The sequence below is a fragment of the Nonomuraea sp. KM88 genome, assembly GCF_052245635.1.
In the GTDB taxonomy this organism is placed as follows: Bacteria; Actinomycetota; Actinomycetes; order Streptosporangiales; family Streptosporangiaceae; genus Nonomuraea.
Genome location: NZ_JBQQCC010000001.1, coordinates 978,206 through 994,019 on the forward strand (window position 1 = coordinate 978,206; position 15,814 = coordinate 994,019).

6 protein-coding genes are annotated in these 15,814 nt (G+C 74.8%); all 6 read right to left on the reverse strand.

Annotated features, from left to right (window positions below; translation table 11 throughout):
• Positions 1-60: 60 nt before the first annotated feature.
• Entirely contained in the window at positions 61-1,425 is a 1,365-nt protein-coding gene (locus tag ACTWPV_RS04520) for a condensation domain-containing protein (RefSeq protein ID WP_443150689.1), read from the reverse strand.
• Positions 1,422-1,691: an acyl carrier protein gene (locus ACTWPV_RS04525; RefSeq protein WP_443150690.1), complete on the reverse strand. Its 270-nt coding sequence runs from the start codon at positions 1,689-1,691 to the stop codon at positions 1,422-1,424. Before ACTWPV_RS04525 ends, ACTWPV_RS04520 begins: the two co-directional genes overlap by 4 nt.
• Positions 1,688-1,942: an MbtH family protein gene (locus ACTWPV_RS04530; RefSeq protein WP_443150691.1), complete on the reverse strand. Its 255-nt coding sequence runs from the start codon at positions 1,940-1,942 to the stop codon at positions 1,688-1,690. The genes ACTWPV_RS04525 and ACTWPV_RS04530 overlap by 4 nt, the downstream gene beginning before the upstream one ends.
• Positions 1,939-7,434, reverse strand: coding sequence for an amino acid adenylation domain-containing protein (locus tag ACTWPV_RS04535; RefSeq protein ID WP_443150692.1), 5,496 nt, complete (start codon positions 7,432-7,434; stop codon positions 1,939-1,941). Before ACTWPV_RS04535 ends, ACTWPV_RS04530 begins: the two co-directional genes overlap by 4 nt.
• Before the next feature lie 49 nt (positions 7,435-7,483).
• On the reverse strand, positions 7,484-14,017 hold the full coding sequence (locus ACTWPV_RS04540) for an amino acid adenylation domain-containing protein (protein WP_443150693.1): 6,534 nt from the start codon (positions 14,015-14,017) through the stop codon (positions 7,484-7,486).
• A 70-nt stretch (positions 14,018-14,087) separates the two neighbouring features.
• Entirely contained in the window at positions 14,088-15,590 is a 1,503-nt protein-coding gene (locus ACTWPV_RS04545) for a class I adenylate-forming enzyme family protein (protein WP_443150694.1), read from the reverse strand.
• Positions 15,591-15,814: the final 224 nt, after the last annotated feature.

Sequence of the window (15,814 nt, forward strand, 5' to 3'; positions counted from 1 at the left end):
ACGTCGTCCGTCATTGCGCACCACCCGCGCTCACGGAGCGCGTCAAGCTCGGCACCAGCATCATCGACGCCCGAGCCGGGGCACCTCGCCCATCATCACGTCCCCGGCCAGGCTGCGGACCAGCAGCGTCTCGACGGCGAGCAACATCGCCCTGGCCGTGTCCCGCCGCAGATAGGCGGTGTCGACGATGAGGCTGAGCTGACCGGTGTCCGTGGCCGTCCCCACGGTGAAGAACACCTTGAACCGCACCCCCGGCCACGCGTCCGCGACATGGAGACGGGTCTTCCCGGTGAGCCCGGCCACGTCCTCGTCGGAGCCGGCGCGCGGCAGGCTCGGCCAGGAGCCGGCGCCGCGCCGGTCGTTGAAGAACGCGTCGAGGTCCGGCTCGCGACCGCGGCGCCGCCCGACCTCCTCCCGCATGGCCCGCATCGCGAACGGGTCGTAGTGCGCGTTGCGGTAGGCCACCAGGGCGTTGCGCTGCGCGGCCCGGCACGTCGCGGCGAAGTCGGTGGCGGGCAGGTCGAGCACGAACAGGCCGTCCTGCCCCACGGTCCCGACCATGGAGCGGGTACGCGCGTCGCGCCGGTTGCTGTGCACCAGCTGCATGACGGCCCGCCGGCGGCCGCTCACCTCGGCGAGAACGGTGGCGCACGCGGCGAGCAGCACGCTGGTGGTGCCGATCGTCCAGCGCGCCGCCAGCCGCTCCGCCGCGGCGGCCAGCGCCACCGATTCCATGCCGACCTCGATGAACCGGGGCTCCTCCGGCTCGTGGGGCGCATGGTCGAACACGTCGAGCGGCACCTCGTCCAGCACGGAGCGCCAGTGGTGGATCGAGCGCGCGGAACGCGCCTGGAACGCCTCCTCGCGCTCCAGGACCGCCTGGTCCATGGGCTGCCACGCGGGCGGCGGCAGCTCCTCACCCCGCAGCAGCGCCCGCCACTCCGCGGACAGCAGGCCGAGCGCCTGGAAGTCCACCGCCAGGTGGGAGAAGACGAACGCCAGCGCCTTCGGCCGGCCGCCGTCCAGCACGACCACGCAGCGCAGCGGCAGATCCTCGCCGTGCGCGAAGACCGTCCTGCCCAGCTCGCCGGCGATCCGCTCGGCGGCACTCAGCGGGCGTTCCCGCCCGGCCTCCACCAGCTCCACGGTCAGCTCGCCGCCGCGCGCCACCCGCTGGACGGGCCCGTCCGGAGTGCCGGCGAACGTGGTGCGCAGGCTCTCGTGCCGTTCCATCAGTGTGCGCAGCGCCTCCAGCACGGCGGGCAGGTCACGCCGCCCGTAGACGGGCAGCACCCACGGGCAGTTGAGGAACGACTGGCTGTCCCCCATCAGGTGCACGGCCCGCCACATCAGCCGCTGCCCCCACGTCAGGGCCGCCTCGCCAGCCCGGGGGCCGCCGAACGTCACCGTGGCGCGCCCGGTCACGCCGGGTCTCCTTCCAGGAGCGACGCCAGGGCGGCGGCAAGGGTGGCGACGTGCTCGAAGGACGGCAGATCGCCGCGCAGGTCGACGTCGACGCCGTACGCGTCCTCGATCTCGTCGATGAGGTGGATGCGCGCCAGCGAGGTGAGGCCGAGAGCCGAGAGCGGATGCTCGCCCGCCAGCACCTCCTCGGGGCTGATCTCGCCGCCGGACACGCCGGCGATCAGGTCGGCCAGCTCCCGCTCCAGCCGTCCCGCGTCCGCCGTCACCACGCACCCCCGGGGGCGTCGCCCGCGGTGTTGCCCCCGGCGTTGCCCGCGGTGTCGCCCCCGGCGTCCTCCTGGCGCAGCCGTACGCTGCGCGGGCGCATGTCGCGCCAGACCTGGTCGATGTGGCTCAGGCACTCCTCCTTCGAGCCGGCGAACCCCTCGGCCCGCCACCCGTCAGGGGGCTGCCGGTCGGCCGGCCACAGCGAGTACTGGTCCTCGTCGTTGACGACCACCTGGTGTCGTTGCGTCACGGTGCTGCCTCCGTCGTCGTCTTCTCCAGCGGCTTCGTGGGGGTGGCGCCGCGCAGGGCCTGGACGCCGACGAGGTCGTCGGCGACGGCGTCGGGCACGTCGCGGTCGAACCGGGTCAGGGCCGGGATCCGCATCGCGACCAGCGCGATCACCAGGATGGCGACGCCGAAGAGCACGTACATGAACCCGATGCCGCGGCCGGGACCGGTGCCGATGAGCGCGCCGACGGTAGGCGCCAGCGCGCCGCCGTCGAGGAGCAGCGGGTCGAGTACGGAGGCGGCGTACGGGGCGACGAGGCCGAAACCGATCGGCAGCGTGGACCAGGCGACGAGCGTGTTCATGGCGAACACCCGGCCGTGGAACCGCTGGGGCACCTTGACCTGCACGATGGTGGCGTAGATGCCGTTGAGCAGGGTCAGCCAGGCCGTCATGCCGCACACGCCGGCGGCGATCACCACCAGGTCGGCGCGTACGCCGGTGACCAGGCAGAAGACGCCCAGGGCCAGTGTGCACAGCAGCACCCCGCGCAGCCGCAGGCGGCGCGGCCCACCCCAGACGATCATGATGAGCGCGCCCGCGAACGTGCCGACGCCCGCCAGGAACGAGATCCGGCCCACGTCGGGGAGCCCCGCGAACGACAACACCAGCGGCCCGAACATCAGCAGCAGCGGCGAGAGGAACACGTTCAGCACGACGAAGAACAGCAACATCGCGCGGAAGCCGCGGTGGCCGAGCGAATAGCGCAGCCCGCCCAGGATCTCCGCCTTCATCGACTCCCTGCGCCGCCACGGCATGCTGCCGGGGAAGCGCACCACCAGCAGCACGGCGATCGCGACCGCGTAGCCGGCCACGTCCAGCAGGAGGATGCCGCCGAGCCCGACGGTGGCGAGCAGCCCGACCGCGAAGATCGGTACGAGCAGCTGGGCGGTGCCGTTGCCCAGTTGCATGATGCCGACCGCGTGCCCGAGATAGACCTTGGGCACGAGCTGCGGCATCGCCGAGAGGTACGCGATGCGCTGGAACGTGAGCGCGACCGACAGGCAGCCCAGCAACGGGTAGAGCATCTCCGCCGACAGGTTCCCCGTCCACAGCAGCACGCCCATCGTGAGCTGGATGGCGAACGCCGCGACGTCGCCCGCCAGCATGACCGTACGCCGGTTCGCCCGGTCGACGATCGCACCCGCGAGCGGCGCGACCAGCATGCCCGGCACCAGGCCGACCACGGCCATCAGCGCGAACTTCGCCACGGAGCCCGTCGTGGTGTAGATCCACAGGGGCACGGCGAACTCGGTCAGCGCCGACCCGGTCACCGACACGAGCTGGCTCAGCGCGACGGCCAGGAACCTCGGGATGCTCGGCTGGGCTCCCGCCGGAGCGCGCGGCGTGCCGGAGCGCGACACGTCGTGCAGCCACCACGTGGCGCCGGGGTCGCGGTCCCGGGGCGGCTCGTCCAGCGCGTCATGGGTGGCGGTGATGATCGCGGCCAGCTCGTCCGCCCGATATTTCAGGAAGAAGTGGCCTGCCTCCGCGAGCACCACCACGGCCGACGTCGACGACAGGAAGTGCCATTCGCGAAAACGTTCCTCGTAGTAGTCGGTCGCCGGGTCCTCGCTGCCCACGATGCTGATCACGGGCGCGTCCAGCCGTTCGGTGCCGGCCGCGAACAGGCGCGTGTAGTAGTCCTCCGCCTCCCGCGAGTCGCGGCGCATGTTCCGTACGATGCGGCGGGCCTGCGCGGGGTCCACCTCGTTCATGTCGAGGCCGAGCGAGATCAGCCAGTTGACGTAGCGCTGGTCGCCGCGGAGCTGCTCGGCCTCGGCGAACCGGGCGATCCGCGACAGCAGCGCGCCCTTCGGCCGGGCGAACGGGAAGATCCCGCCGATGTAGACGGCGACGAGCCGCCGTCCCGCGGCCTCCAGCCTGCGGGCGATCTCCACGGACAGGGCCGAGCCGACGCCGCAGTGCCCGTACAGCGCGACCGGGCCTTCGACCTTGTCCAGGATCTCCCGCACGCACCCGGCGGCCAGATCGTCGAAGGACGACGTCTCCTCGTCCACGCCGACGTCGTGGCCGGGGATCGCCACCGACCACAACGCGTTCCCGTCGGGCAGGGCGTCGGCCAGGGGCTGGTAGACGACGGCGCTGCCGCCGCCGTACGGCACGCACACGTACGTCAGCACCGGCGGCGTGCTGCGCTCGGGCGTCAGCCGGTGCAGCAGCGTACGCGGCCCGCGCCGCTCGGCCGGGGTGTCGGCCAGCGCCGCCAGCTCGCGCACGGTGCGGTGCTTGAACACGTCCATCACGCTGACCCCGGCGCCCGTCTGCGCCCGCAGCCGCGCCACCACCTGCGTGGCCAGCAGCGAATGGCCGCCGAGGTCGAAGAAGTCGTCGTCCACGCCGACCACGTCGAGACCCAGCAGGTCCGCCCAGATGGCGGCCAGGGCCGCCTCGGTGGGAGTCCCGGGCGCGACGAGCTCGACGCCGGCGTCACGGCCGGCGACCGGAGCGGGCAGGGCCCGGCGGTCCAGCTTGCCGCTCGGGTTGAGCGGCAGGGAGTCCAGGGTGACGTACGCGCTCGGCACCATGTAGTCGGGCAGCGTGCGCTTCAGCCCGGCCCGCACGGCCGCGTGGTCCGGCGGCCGGTCGTGCGGCCGGTCGTCGGGGTGGCCGTCGGGCTGGTCGTCGGGCTCGTCGTGCGGCCGGCCGGGCGGCTCGTTCTCGGGGGTGTCCGGGACGAGGTAGGCGGCCAGGCGGTCCTCGCGCACGACCACGGCCGCGTCCCTGACCCCGGGCAGCGCGCGCAGCGCCGCCTCGATCTCGCCGAGCTCGATCCGCAGGCCGCGCAGCTTGACCTGGCCGTCCAGCCGGCCGAGGAACTCCAGCGCGCCGTCGGGGCGGCGCCTGGCCAGGTCGCCGGTGCGGTACAGCCGCGAGCCCGGCGGTCCGAACGGATCCGGGACGAACCGCTCGGCGGTCAGCCCCGGCCGGTTCAGGTACCCCTGGGCCAGTCCCGCGCCGCCGATGAACAACTCGCCCGGCACCCCGACCGGCACCGGGGCCATCGTCGCGTCGAGCACGTGAAGGGCGGTGTTGGCGATGGGCGCGCCGATCGGCACCCGGGCCGCCGAGGCGAGCGTGCCGGGCAGGCAGTGCCAGGCGGATACGTCGACGGCCGCCTCCGTGGGGCCGTACAGGTTGTGCAGCTCGGCTCCCGGCAGCGTGGCGACGCAGCGGCGTGCCAGGTCGGCGGGCAGCTCCTCACCCGAGCAGATCACCCGGAGCAGCGAGCCGCAGCCCGCCGCCCCCTCCTCGCCGAGGAACACCGCCAGCATCGACGGCACGAAGTGCGCGGTGGTCACGCCCTCGGTGACGATCAGCTTGCGCAGGTACGCCGCGTCCTTGTGGCCGCCCGGCGTGGCGAGCACCAGGCTCGCGCCGCAGCGCGGCGGCCAGAACAGCTCCCACACCGACACGTCGAAACTGAGCGGCGTCTTCTGCGCCACCACGTCGCCAGGGCCCAGCCCGAACCGCTCCTGCATCCAGTCGAGGCGGTTGGCGATGCCGCCGTGCGTGTTCGCCACGCCCTTCGGCCGGCCGGTGGAGCCCGAGGTGTAGATGACGTAGGCGACGTCGTCCGGCCGCACCGCGGGAAGCGGCCCGGGGCCGCCGGTCCAGGCGTCCGGGTCGTCCAGGTCGAGCGTGACGGCCGCCGTTTCCGGCAGTGACGGGCGGATCGTGCTCTGGGTGAGCAGGACGGCCGGCGCGGCGTCCGCCAGCATGAACGCCACCCGCTCCGCCGGATAGCCGGGATCGACCGGCAGGTACGCCGCGCCGGCCCTGAGCACGCCCAGCAGCCCGGGCAGCAGCTCCAGCGAACGCTCCGCGCAGACGGCGACCACCGAGCCGGGACCCGCGCCGAGATCGCGCAGCGTGTGCGCGACCCGGTCCGCCCGCGCGGAGAGCTCGGCGTACGTCAGCGACCGCCCCTCGAAGCGCACCGCGACCGCGTCCGGCGTGAGCGCCGCCTGGGCCTCGATCCGGCCGTGCAGGGTGGCCTCGCCGGGGAACCTCCAGGCGGTGTCGTTCCAGCCCTCGACGACCAGGCGGCGCTCGCCGGGGGAGAGCAGGTCGATCTCGGACAGCCGCAGCCCCGGCCGGCCCGCCACCTGCTCCAGCAGGGCGCGCAGGTGCCCGGCCAACCGCTCGATCGTGGCCGCGTCGAACAGGTCCGTGTTGTAGACGAACATCCCGCCGGAGCCGTCGCCGACGTAGAGCTCCAGGTCGTAGCGGGTGGCCCAGGAGTCCACGGGGAAGTCCGCCACGGACAGCCCGGCCGGCGCCTCGACGGAGGCGCCACGGTAGTTCTGCATCGCGAGGATGACGCCGAACAACGGCGACCTGGACACGTCACGGGGCAGGTCCAGCTCCGCGACGAGCTGTTCGAACGGCAGGTCCTGGTGGGCGTACGCGTCCACGGCGGCGTCGCGCACCCGCTCCAGCAGCTCCGCGAACGCCGGGTCGCCCGACAGGTCCACCCGCATGGTCAGCATGTTGACGAAACAACCGATCACGCCGTCCAGCTCCGGTACCTGACGGCCGGCCACCGGCGAGCCCACCGCGACGTCGTCGGTGCTCGCGTACCGGCCGAGCAGCGCGGCGAACGCGGCCAGCATCGTCATGTACGGCGTCGCGCTGTGCTCGCGGCCCAGCCGCGCCAGCGCGGCGGCGACCTCGGCGTCCAGCGGGAACGTGTGCGCCGCGCCGGCGTAGGTGCGCTCCGGCGGTCGCGGCCGGTCCGCCGGCAGGTCCAGCGGCTCCAGCCCGGCCAGCCGTTCCCGCCAGAAGTCCAGGTCGCGCCGCGACGGCGGCAGGCCGCGCTGCCAGGCCGCGTAGTCGGCGTACCCCACCTCGGGGGCGGCCGGCGCGGCGCCGTCGTAGCGGGCGAACACCTCGCGCAGCAGCAGGTCGGCCGACCAGCCGTCGGCGGCGATGTGGTGCACCGCGATCACCAGCACGTGATCGTCGGCGGCCAGCCGTACCAGCAGGGCCCTCGCCACCGGCCCGGCGGCCAGGTCGAACGGCACCGCCAGGAACTCCTCCGCCCGTGCCCTGGCGCCGGCCTCGTCGGGAGCGTCGCTCACGGTCAGCGGCAGCGTGCCCCCTTCGGCCAGCTCCACCCTCGGCCGGCCGTCCCACGTCGCGGGGAACCGCGTGCGCAGCGCGTCGTGGCCGGCCGCCACCGCGTCGAGCGCGGCGGCCAGCGCGGGCACGTCCAGCGGGCCGCGCAGCCGCAGCCGGATGGGGATGGTCAGCTGCGTGGTGCCCGGCGCGAACTGCTCCAGGAACCACAGCCGCTCCTGCGCGTGCGACAGCGGCGGCTCCCCGGAGGGCCGGGGCGGGACGGTACGGCGGGGCGCCGCCGCCGTACCCCGTCGCAGCCGCCGCGCCAGTAACTCCTGCTTGGCGCCGGAAAGGGCATCAGGGCGCGTCACGTACTCTCCTCCGCGTCGTCCGGGCGGTTCGTCCGTCCGCGTGCCTCGTTCATCCCGGCACCTCCGTCTCCAGCAGGCGGGCCGCCTCCGCGTCGGACAGGCCTGACAGCTGCTCGATCAGCAGGCCCTCGACGGCGGACGCGAGCCCCGCGACGGTCGGCTGGTCGAACAGGGTGCGGATCGGCACGTCGACCTCGACCGCGTTCCGCAGCAGCGCCGCCGCCCTGGTCGCCAGCAGCGAGTGGCCGCCGAGGGCGAAGAAGTCGTCCAGCGCGCCGATCCGGCCGGCGTCCAGGCCGAGCACCTGTGCCCACACCTCAGCCACGAGCGTCTCGGCGTCCGTACGGGGCGGCACGTGCGCGGGGGCCGGCTCGGGTGCGGCCTGCGGCAGGGCGGACACGTCCACCTTGCCGGCGATCGTCAGGGGCAGCGCGTCCAGGCGTACCCAGCCGCCGGGCACCAGGTGGGGTGGCAGGCTCGCCGCCAGGCGCCGGCGCAGCTCGTCCGGCTCAGCAGGCCCGGTCACGTACGCCACCAGGCGTTCGCCGTCCGCCCGCACCGCCGCCTGGCGCACCCCCGGGCAGGCCAGCAGCGCCGCCTCCACCTCCCCGGGCTCCACCCGGAAGCCGCGCACCTTCACCTGGCCGTCGAAACGGCCCAGGAACTCCAGGTTCCCGTCCGGTCGCCACCGCACCCGGTCCCCGGTCCGGTACAGCCTCGACCCCGGCGGGCCGTACGGGTCGGGCACGAACCGCTCAGCGGTCAGCGCGGGAGAGCCAGGATAGCCGCGGGCCAGCCCGGCGCCACCCAGGCACAGCTCGCCGGGGGCTCCGGGAGGCACGGGCTCCCCGCCGGGGCCGAGCACACGCGCGGTCGCGCCGGCCACCGGCCGGCCGATGGGCGGCCAGCCGGCGCCGGCGGCGCCGAGGACGGCCGCCGTCGCGACGATCGTCGCCTCCGTCGGCCCGTACGTGTTGATCAGCGTGACCGCGTCGCCGAAGCGGTCCCGCCACCGTGCCACGGCCGCGGCCTGCGCCTGCTCGCCGCCGATGATCATCAGCCGCAGCGCGTCCGGCCAGGCCACGTCGCCGGGCGCCTCGGTCAGGCGGTGCCAGTACGCGGTCGGCAGGTCCAGCACGGTGACCTGACGGCCGTGCGGGGTCCGCAGCACGTCCGGCAACGTGAGGGCGCCGCCGGGGAGCAGCAGCACGGACGCGCCCGCCGCCAGCGCCGGGTACAGCTCCTCCGCGTGGGCGTCGAAACCGAGCGACGCGAACTGCACGACCCGGTCGTCCCGGCCCAGTCCGTACGCCTCCCGCATCCAGCGCACCCGCGCGGCCAGGGCGCCGTGCTCCACCAGCACCCCCTTCGGCGTGCCCGTCGAACCGGAGGTGTAGATCACGTAGGCCGGGTCGCCCGGCTCGACGCTCTCCCACCCGCCGAGCCACCGTCCGTCCCCTCGGTCCGGCCGGCCGGCGGGGACGAGCACGGGAACCGTGCTCCGCATCCGGGGGGCCAGCGCGGCGTCGCTCACCACCAGGCGGGCGCCGCTGTCTTCGACGAGGAAGGCCAGCCGTTCGCCGGGATGATCGGGATCGAGCGGCAGGTACGCGCCGCCGGCCCGCCAGACGGCCAGCAGCGCGGTCACCGCGTCCACCGACCGAGGCAGGCACACGCCGACCACGCACCCGTCGGCCACGCCGCGCCGCCGCAGCGCCGCCGCCAGCCGCGCCACCCTGGCGTCCAGCTCCGCGTAACTCACCCGCTCCTCGCCGCACACCAGCGCTGTGGCTTCGGGCGCGGTGGCGACGACCCTCGCGAAGAGTTCCGGCACCAGCCCGGCCGCCGCGTACCCCGGCTCCGGCATGCCGCCGGCCGGGCGGTGCACGTCGGAGGCCGGTGCGGGCGAGCCGTGGGCCGGTCCAGTCGTGTGGTGAGGGGGTGCGGTGGCGCGGGCGGCCAGGGCGGCCGTGTCGGCGCCGGTCAGGAGCGGGAGCCGGGAGACCGGGGTGCAGGGGGCGTCCGCGACGCCGCGCAGCAGCACGGTGAAACGGTCCGCCAGGCCCTCCGCGGTGGCCGCGTGGAACAGGGTGGTGTCGTAGCCGAGCACGGCGCGCAGCCCGTCGTCGTCCCGCCAGGTCTCCAGGGACAGCGGGAACTTGGCCTGCCGGTACCCGCCGTCGAACAACCGTACGTCCAGCTCGCCGATCCGCTCGGGCGGGGTGCCGTCGCCCGCCTGGCTGTGCAGGATGATCATGGTGGACAACAGCGGGTTGCGGTGGAGGTCACGCGGCACGCCGAGCTCGCCGATGAGCCTTTCGAAGGGCACGGTGCGGTGGGTGTGGGCGTCGAGCACGCCGCGGCGGGTGGCGGCCAGCAGATCGCGGAAGGCCGGATCGCCCGAGAGGTCGCCGCGCAGCACCAGGGTGTCGGTGAGATAGCCGATGACCGGCTCCAGCTCCACCCGGTCACGGGACGCCCACGGCGTGCCGACCAGGACGTCGCTCTGGCCGGTGTGCCGGGCCAGCAGCACGTGGTAGGCGGCCACCAGCACCATGAACAGGGACGCGCCGTGCTCCTGCGCCAGCCGGTCCAGGCGCTCCACGACGTCCTCGGGGATCCGGAACGGGTGGAAGGCCCCCACGGGCCGTTCCGCGCCCGGCTTGTCGGCGGGCAGGTCCAGCGCGGGCGGGTCGGCCAGGCGGCGCCGCCAGTACTCCAGCGCCTCACCGGCCGCCGCGCCGGACTCCCGCTCGCGCTGCCACAGGGCGACGTCGCCGTACTGCACGGGCAGGGGCGCGAGAACGGGCTCGCGCCCCTCGACCTCGGCCAGGTAGAGGGCGAACAGATCGTCGAACAGCACGCCCAGCGACGCGCCGTCCGCGATGATGTGGTGCAGGACGAAGCAGAGCACGTTGTCGTCGCGGCCGAGCGCGAGCAGGCTCACCCGCAGCGGCGGCGACCCGGCCAGGTCGAACGGCGCGTTGGTGCGCTCGGCGACCAGCCTCCTGGCCCGCTCCTCCGCGCCGGGCGAGCCGGTCAGGTCGAGACGCTCGACCGGCACGGGCCCCGGCGGGTGGACGACGGCGACCGGCTCGCCGTCGACGTCGGCGAACGACGTGCGCAGGCTCTCGTGCCGCGCCACCACCGCGTCCAGCGCGGCCTGGAGCGCGCCGGTGTCGAGCGCCCCGCGTAACCGGAGCACGAGATACATGCTGTACGACGCGTCGTCCGGGTCGAACCGTTGCAGGAACCACAGCCGCTCCTGCGCGGACGACAACGGCGGGTTCGTCCCCGCCGGCCGGGGCCGGATCTCCTGCCGGGCGGCGTGCCCCTCCCCGCCGGTGCCGGTGTCCTCCTCCCGCAGGCGGGCGATCTCCTCGACGAGCCCGCCGATCGTGGGGTCGTCGAAGAAGGCGTCCAGCGACACCTCGACGCCGAGGCTCTCGCCGATCCTCGCGGTGATCTGGGTCATGGTGAGCGAGTGGCCGCCGAGGTCGAACAGGTCGTCGCCGATGCCGATCTCGTCCCCGTCATCCAGTTCGAGCACCTCCCGCCAGATCCGGCGCACCTCGTCGGCCGGCCCGTCCTCGCCGACCCGGCCGGGGCTCCCGGCTCCCTCGATCCCCCCGGCCCGTTCGGCCCGGCCGGCGTCCTGGGGCGGACCGGTGGGAGGTGCGGCGGCGGGGCGGGGCGCGGAGCCGGGAAGGGCGGCACGGTCGAGTTTGCCGACGGGGGTCAGCGGGAGGCCGTCCAGCAGGACGTAGGCGGCGGGCGACATCGCGGACGGCAGCGTACGGCCCAGGTGGGCGGCCAGCGCGGCGGGCTCAGGGGCCTGGCCGGGCGCGGGCACCACGTACGCGATGAGGCGGTGATCGTCGGGCCCCTCGCTCCTGACGATCACCGCCGCCTCGGCGACGTGCGGGTGTTCGCGCAGCCGCGCCTCGATCTCGCCGAGCTCCACCCGGTGGCCGAGCAGCTTGACCTGGCCGTCCGCCCGGCCGAGGAACTCGATCTCGCCGTCGGCCCGGTAGCGGGCCAGGTCACCGGTCCGGTACAGGCGGGCGCCGGGCGGCCCGTACGGGTCGGGGACGAACCGTTCGGCCGTGTGGCCGGGCCTGCCCCGGTACCCGCGCGCCACGCCGGCGCCGCCGACGCACAGTTCACCCGTGACCCCCACCGGGACGGGACGCAGCAGGGCGTCGAGGATGTGGACCTGGGTGTTGGCGATGGGCCGGCCGATGGTGACCGTCTCGCCCGGCTCGCCGGCGGTGCTCCAGATGGTCGTCTCCGTGGGGCCGTACACGTTGACCACCCGGTCGAAGCGGGTGCGCAGCTCGGCGGCGAGCCGGGGCGGCAGCGCCTCGCCGCCCGCGAGCGCGGTCGTCCCCGAGAGCCCGCCGGGCAGCAGCAGCCGCCAGACCGACGGGGTGGCCTGCACGTGCGTGACGCCCTGCTCCGCGGCCAGCAGGGCCAGCGCCTCCGGCCGGCGTACGGCGCCGCGCGGGGCGACGACCACCCGGCCGCCGGTGATCAGGGGCAGGTAGAGCTCGAGGGCGTTGATGTCGAAGGCGGGCGAGGTGAGGGCCAGCCAGGTGTCGCCCGGCCCGGCGCCGAGCCGGTCGCGCATCGCGAGCAGCAGGTTGGCGAGGTTGCCGTGGCCGACCTCGACGCCCTTCGGCCGGCCGGTCGAGCCGGAGGTGTAGATCAGGTACGCGAGGTCGCCGGCCGACGGCGGCCGGGGCGGCGGGGCCGGCGGGCCGGTCCGCGGTTCGTCGCCTGCGGCCGGCGCGGGAGGCCGCGGCGCCGTACGACGCCCGCCGGTGACGGCGCTCCCGTGCTCCTCGCCCACGACCAGCACGGGCGCCGGCAGGTATCCGGCCGCGGTCGTCTCCGACAGCAGCAGCCGCGGCCGGGCGTCGGCCACGATCATCGACAGCCGCTCCGCCGGATGGCCGGGGTCGAGCGGCAGGTACGTGGCGCCGGCCTTCAGCACGGCGAGCAGGCAGACCGGCAGCAAGGAAGAGGGCGGCAGGTGTACGGCGACCAGTTCGCCGCGCTCCACGCCCGCCTGCCGCAGCCGGTGGGCGAGCCGGTCGGAGGCGGCGTCCAGCTCGGCGTAGGTGAGCGAGCTGCCCTCGAACGTCACGGCGGGCGCGTCCGGGCGGGCGTCCACCTGCGTGGCGAACAGTCCCAGCAGCGTCGCCCCGGCGGGATAGGCGGCCGCCGTGTCGTTCCACCCGGTGACCAACATCCGCCGCTCGTCGCCGGGCAGGACGTCCAGGTCGGCCAGGCGTACGCCCGGGTCTTCGGCCGCGTGCCGCAGCAGGGCGCGCAGGCCGCCGGCGAACCGAGTGGCGGTGCCGCGGTCGAGGGCCGCCGGGTCGAAGCGCAGGCTCGCGGCCGGCCCGCCGGGCCCGTCGACGACCTGTAGGTGCAGGGCGTTGCGCGACCCTCCGGCGAACATCATGCGGTCGACCGTGACCTCCAGGCCGGGGAACTCCGGCTCGGACGCCGTCTCCCGCCTGCGGTAGCTGATCGACACGGGAAGGACGGCCGGAGGCCCGCCGAGGGCGCGGGCGGGCGGCACCTCGCGGAAACGGTAGAGCTCGCGCAGTTCGGCCCGTACGGCGCCGACGTGCTCGCGGAACGGCTGCTCGCCGGCCGGGCGGGACGACACGGGCAGCTCGGTGACGAACGGGCCGATGTGCTCCCGGGTCTCGGGCCCGCGCGTGGTCACGTCGATCGCCACCGCCACCGTCCCGGCACCGCCGCCCGCGTCGTTTCCGGTGTCGCTGTCCGCGCCGCCTCCCGACCCGTACCGGAACAGCAGCGCGTGGACGGCGGCGAGCAGCACCTCGAACGTCGTCGCCCCGGCCGCCCTCGCCACCTCGGCGGCGTGCCCGCCCAGCTCGCGGTCGACTCCGGCGCCGATCTCCACGCCGACCCCGAACCGGGGCGTGGGACGCAGCGGCCCCGGCAGCACGATCCGGCCGGGCTCAGCGGGGCGCCGAGCCCAGAACTCCTTGGCGGCGGGCAGCGCGCCCGCGACGCGCTCGTGGCCGGCGGCGGCCGCCTCGGCGAAGGACAGCGGCCGCACCCGTGGGTCGTGCCCGTCGCGGCGGGCGGCGTAGCAGCGGGCCAGGTCCCGTACGAGGATGTCCTTCGACATCCCGTCGAAGACGAGGTGGTGGGCGACGAACAGCAGCAGGTGCCGCGCCGGCCCGGCGGGCGCGAGCGTGAACCGGGCGGTCGGCCCCGTCTCCAGGTCGAACGGGCGGGCGATCTCGTCCGCGACCAGCCGGTCGAGGGCGTCGCGCCCGGCCGGAGCGGCGAACGTCACGGGAGGCTCGGCTGCGGGGGCCAGGCGGAGCTCGTCACGCTGCCGCACGACGGTGGTGGCGAGCACCGGGTGCCGGGCGACCACGTCGGCGCACGCGGCGACCAGGGCGGCCACGTCGAGGTCACCGTGGAGCCAGAGGGCGAGCGGCATGTGGTACGCCGGGCCGGCGCCCATGTGCGCGCCGATCCACATGCCCTGCTGGGCGAAGGTAGCGGGAAGGCTTTCCTGGCGGTGCGTCATGTGCATTCTCTCTGTTCCGTCCGCTGGCCGGGCCGCCGTTTCAGGAGCCGGCCGGCGCTGCCAGGGGGTCTCACGTGGAGCCGGCCGCCGGAGGCGGGTCCGTGGGGCCGAGCAGGTCGAGGAGCCGGGGCTTCACCACCTTTCCGACGTGGTTCTTCGGCAGCTCGGGCAGGAACAACAGCCGGCTCGGCAGCTCGTGCCCGGCGAGCCGGTCGAGCAGGAACGTGCGCAGGTCGGCGGCCGTGACGGGGTGGCGGGTGACGACGGCGGCGCCGGTGACGCGGCCGAGCACCGGGTGCGGGATCCCGACCACGGCGGCCTCGGCGACCGCGGGATGCTCGTACAACGCGGCCTCGACCTGCAGCGTGGAGACCTTGTGCGCGCCCGACTTGATGACGTCGCTCTCCCTGTCGACCAGATAGAGGTAGCCGTCCTCGTCGAGGTAGCCGACGTCGCCCATGCGCACCCAGCCGTCCTTGAAGACGTCGTCGGTCAGCCGCCGGTCCCGGTAGTAGGCGCGGGTCCCGGCGGGGGAGCGCAACCAGACCTCTCCGTGCTCGCCGGGCCGGGCGGGCCCGCCGTCCCGGCCGACGATCTTCAGCTCACCGCCGGCCGAAGGGCGGCCCACCGACGCGGGCCTGGCCGGGTCGACGATCATCACGGTCTGCGCCGGTGCCGCCTCGGTGGAGGTGTAGTAGTTGACGATCGTCGCCTTGGGGAACGCCTCCGCCATGCCCGCGGCCACGGCGGGCGGCAGGCCGGCCGCGGTGGAGCCGAGGAGCCGCACGCTCGACAGGTCGTACCTCTCCCGCACCCCGGCGTTGAGCAGCTCGATGGCCATGGCGGGCACGACGAACACCGTGCCCACGCGGTACGACTCGATCAGCCGCGCGAAGCGGGCCGGCGTGAACATCGGCAGGGTCAGCGCGGCGGGCCGGGCCTCCAGGGCGTTGACGAGCATGGTCTGGCCGGCGTTGCTGCCGATCGGGAACGCGTGCAGGAAGTGCCGGGAGTGGGCGAGTTTGCGACGCCGGGGGTTCGTGGTGACGCCGTAGGCGAGGTTGGCGTGGGTGGCGCCGACGCCCTTGGCCCGCCCGGTCGTGCCGGAGGTGTAGATGATCTGCGCCAGCGCGCCGGGGGAGACGCCGCGCCGTACGGGGGTGCCGTCGCCTTCGAGCTCGGCCGCGACGGCCTGCCACACGCCGACGTCGGGCGGTTCGGCGCCGGAGCCGCGCAGGACGGCGGTCACGGAGCAGTCGGTCAGCGCGTGCCGCACCTCGGCGGGTGCCAGGCGGCCGGACAGCGGTACGGCGACGCACCCGGCCCGCATGACGCCGCACCACGCGGCGGCGAAGTCGATCCAGTCCCGTTCGTCGAACAGCAGCCCGACCCGGTGCCCTGCCGGCAGCCCACGGTTGATCAGCGCGTGGGCGATGGTGTCGGCGCGCCGGTCCCAGCCGCCGAACGACAGCTCCCCGGCCCCGGCCACCACGAGCGCGAGACGGTCGGGCTCCTCCTGCGCGCGGCGTGCCAGCACGTCGGGGAGCGTGAGCCGGGGGTCGTGGCCTACCACGATCGTTTCCCGAAAAGTTTCGACACCATGATCTGTTCCCTGATCTGCAGCATCGGCGGCATCGGCAACATCGGCGGTCCGCGCGCACGATCCAGGTCGGCCGACGCCCCGGATCGCTCTTCTTCTCCGGCAGAATAGGCAATCCGGGGGCCGATGCAACAGGGAAAATTTTAATCTGTAGCCGAAACTTTCGATTGCGATGTCTCGTCCAGGGCCACGAAAGT

What these genes read in the sequence shown, in the direction of transcription:
- ACTWPV_RS04540 (WP_443150693.1), bottom strand. Translation starts at nt 14,017, where the DNA reads ATGACGCACCGCCAGGAAAGCCTTCCCGCTACCTTCGCCCAGCAGGGC.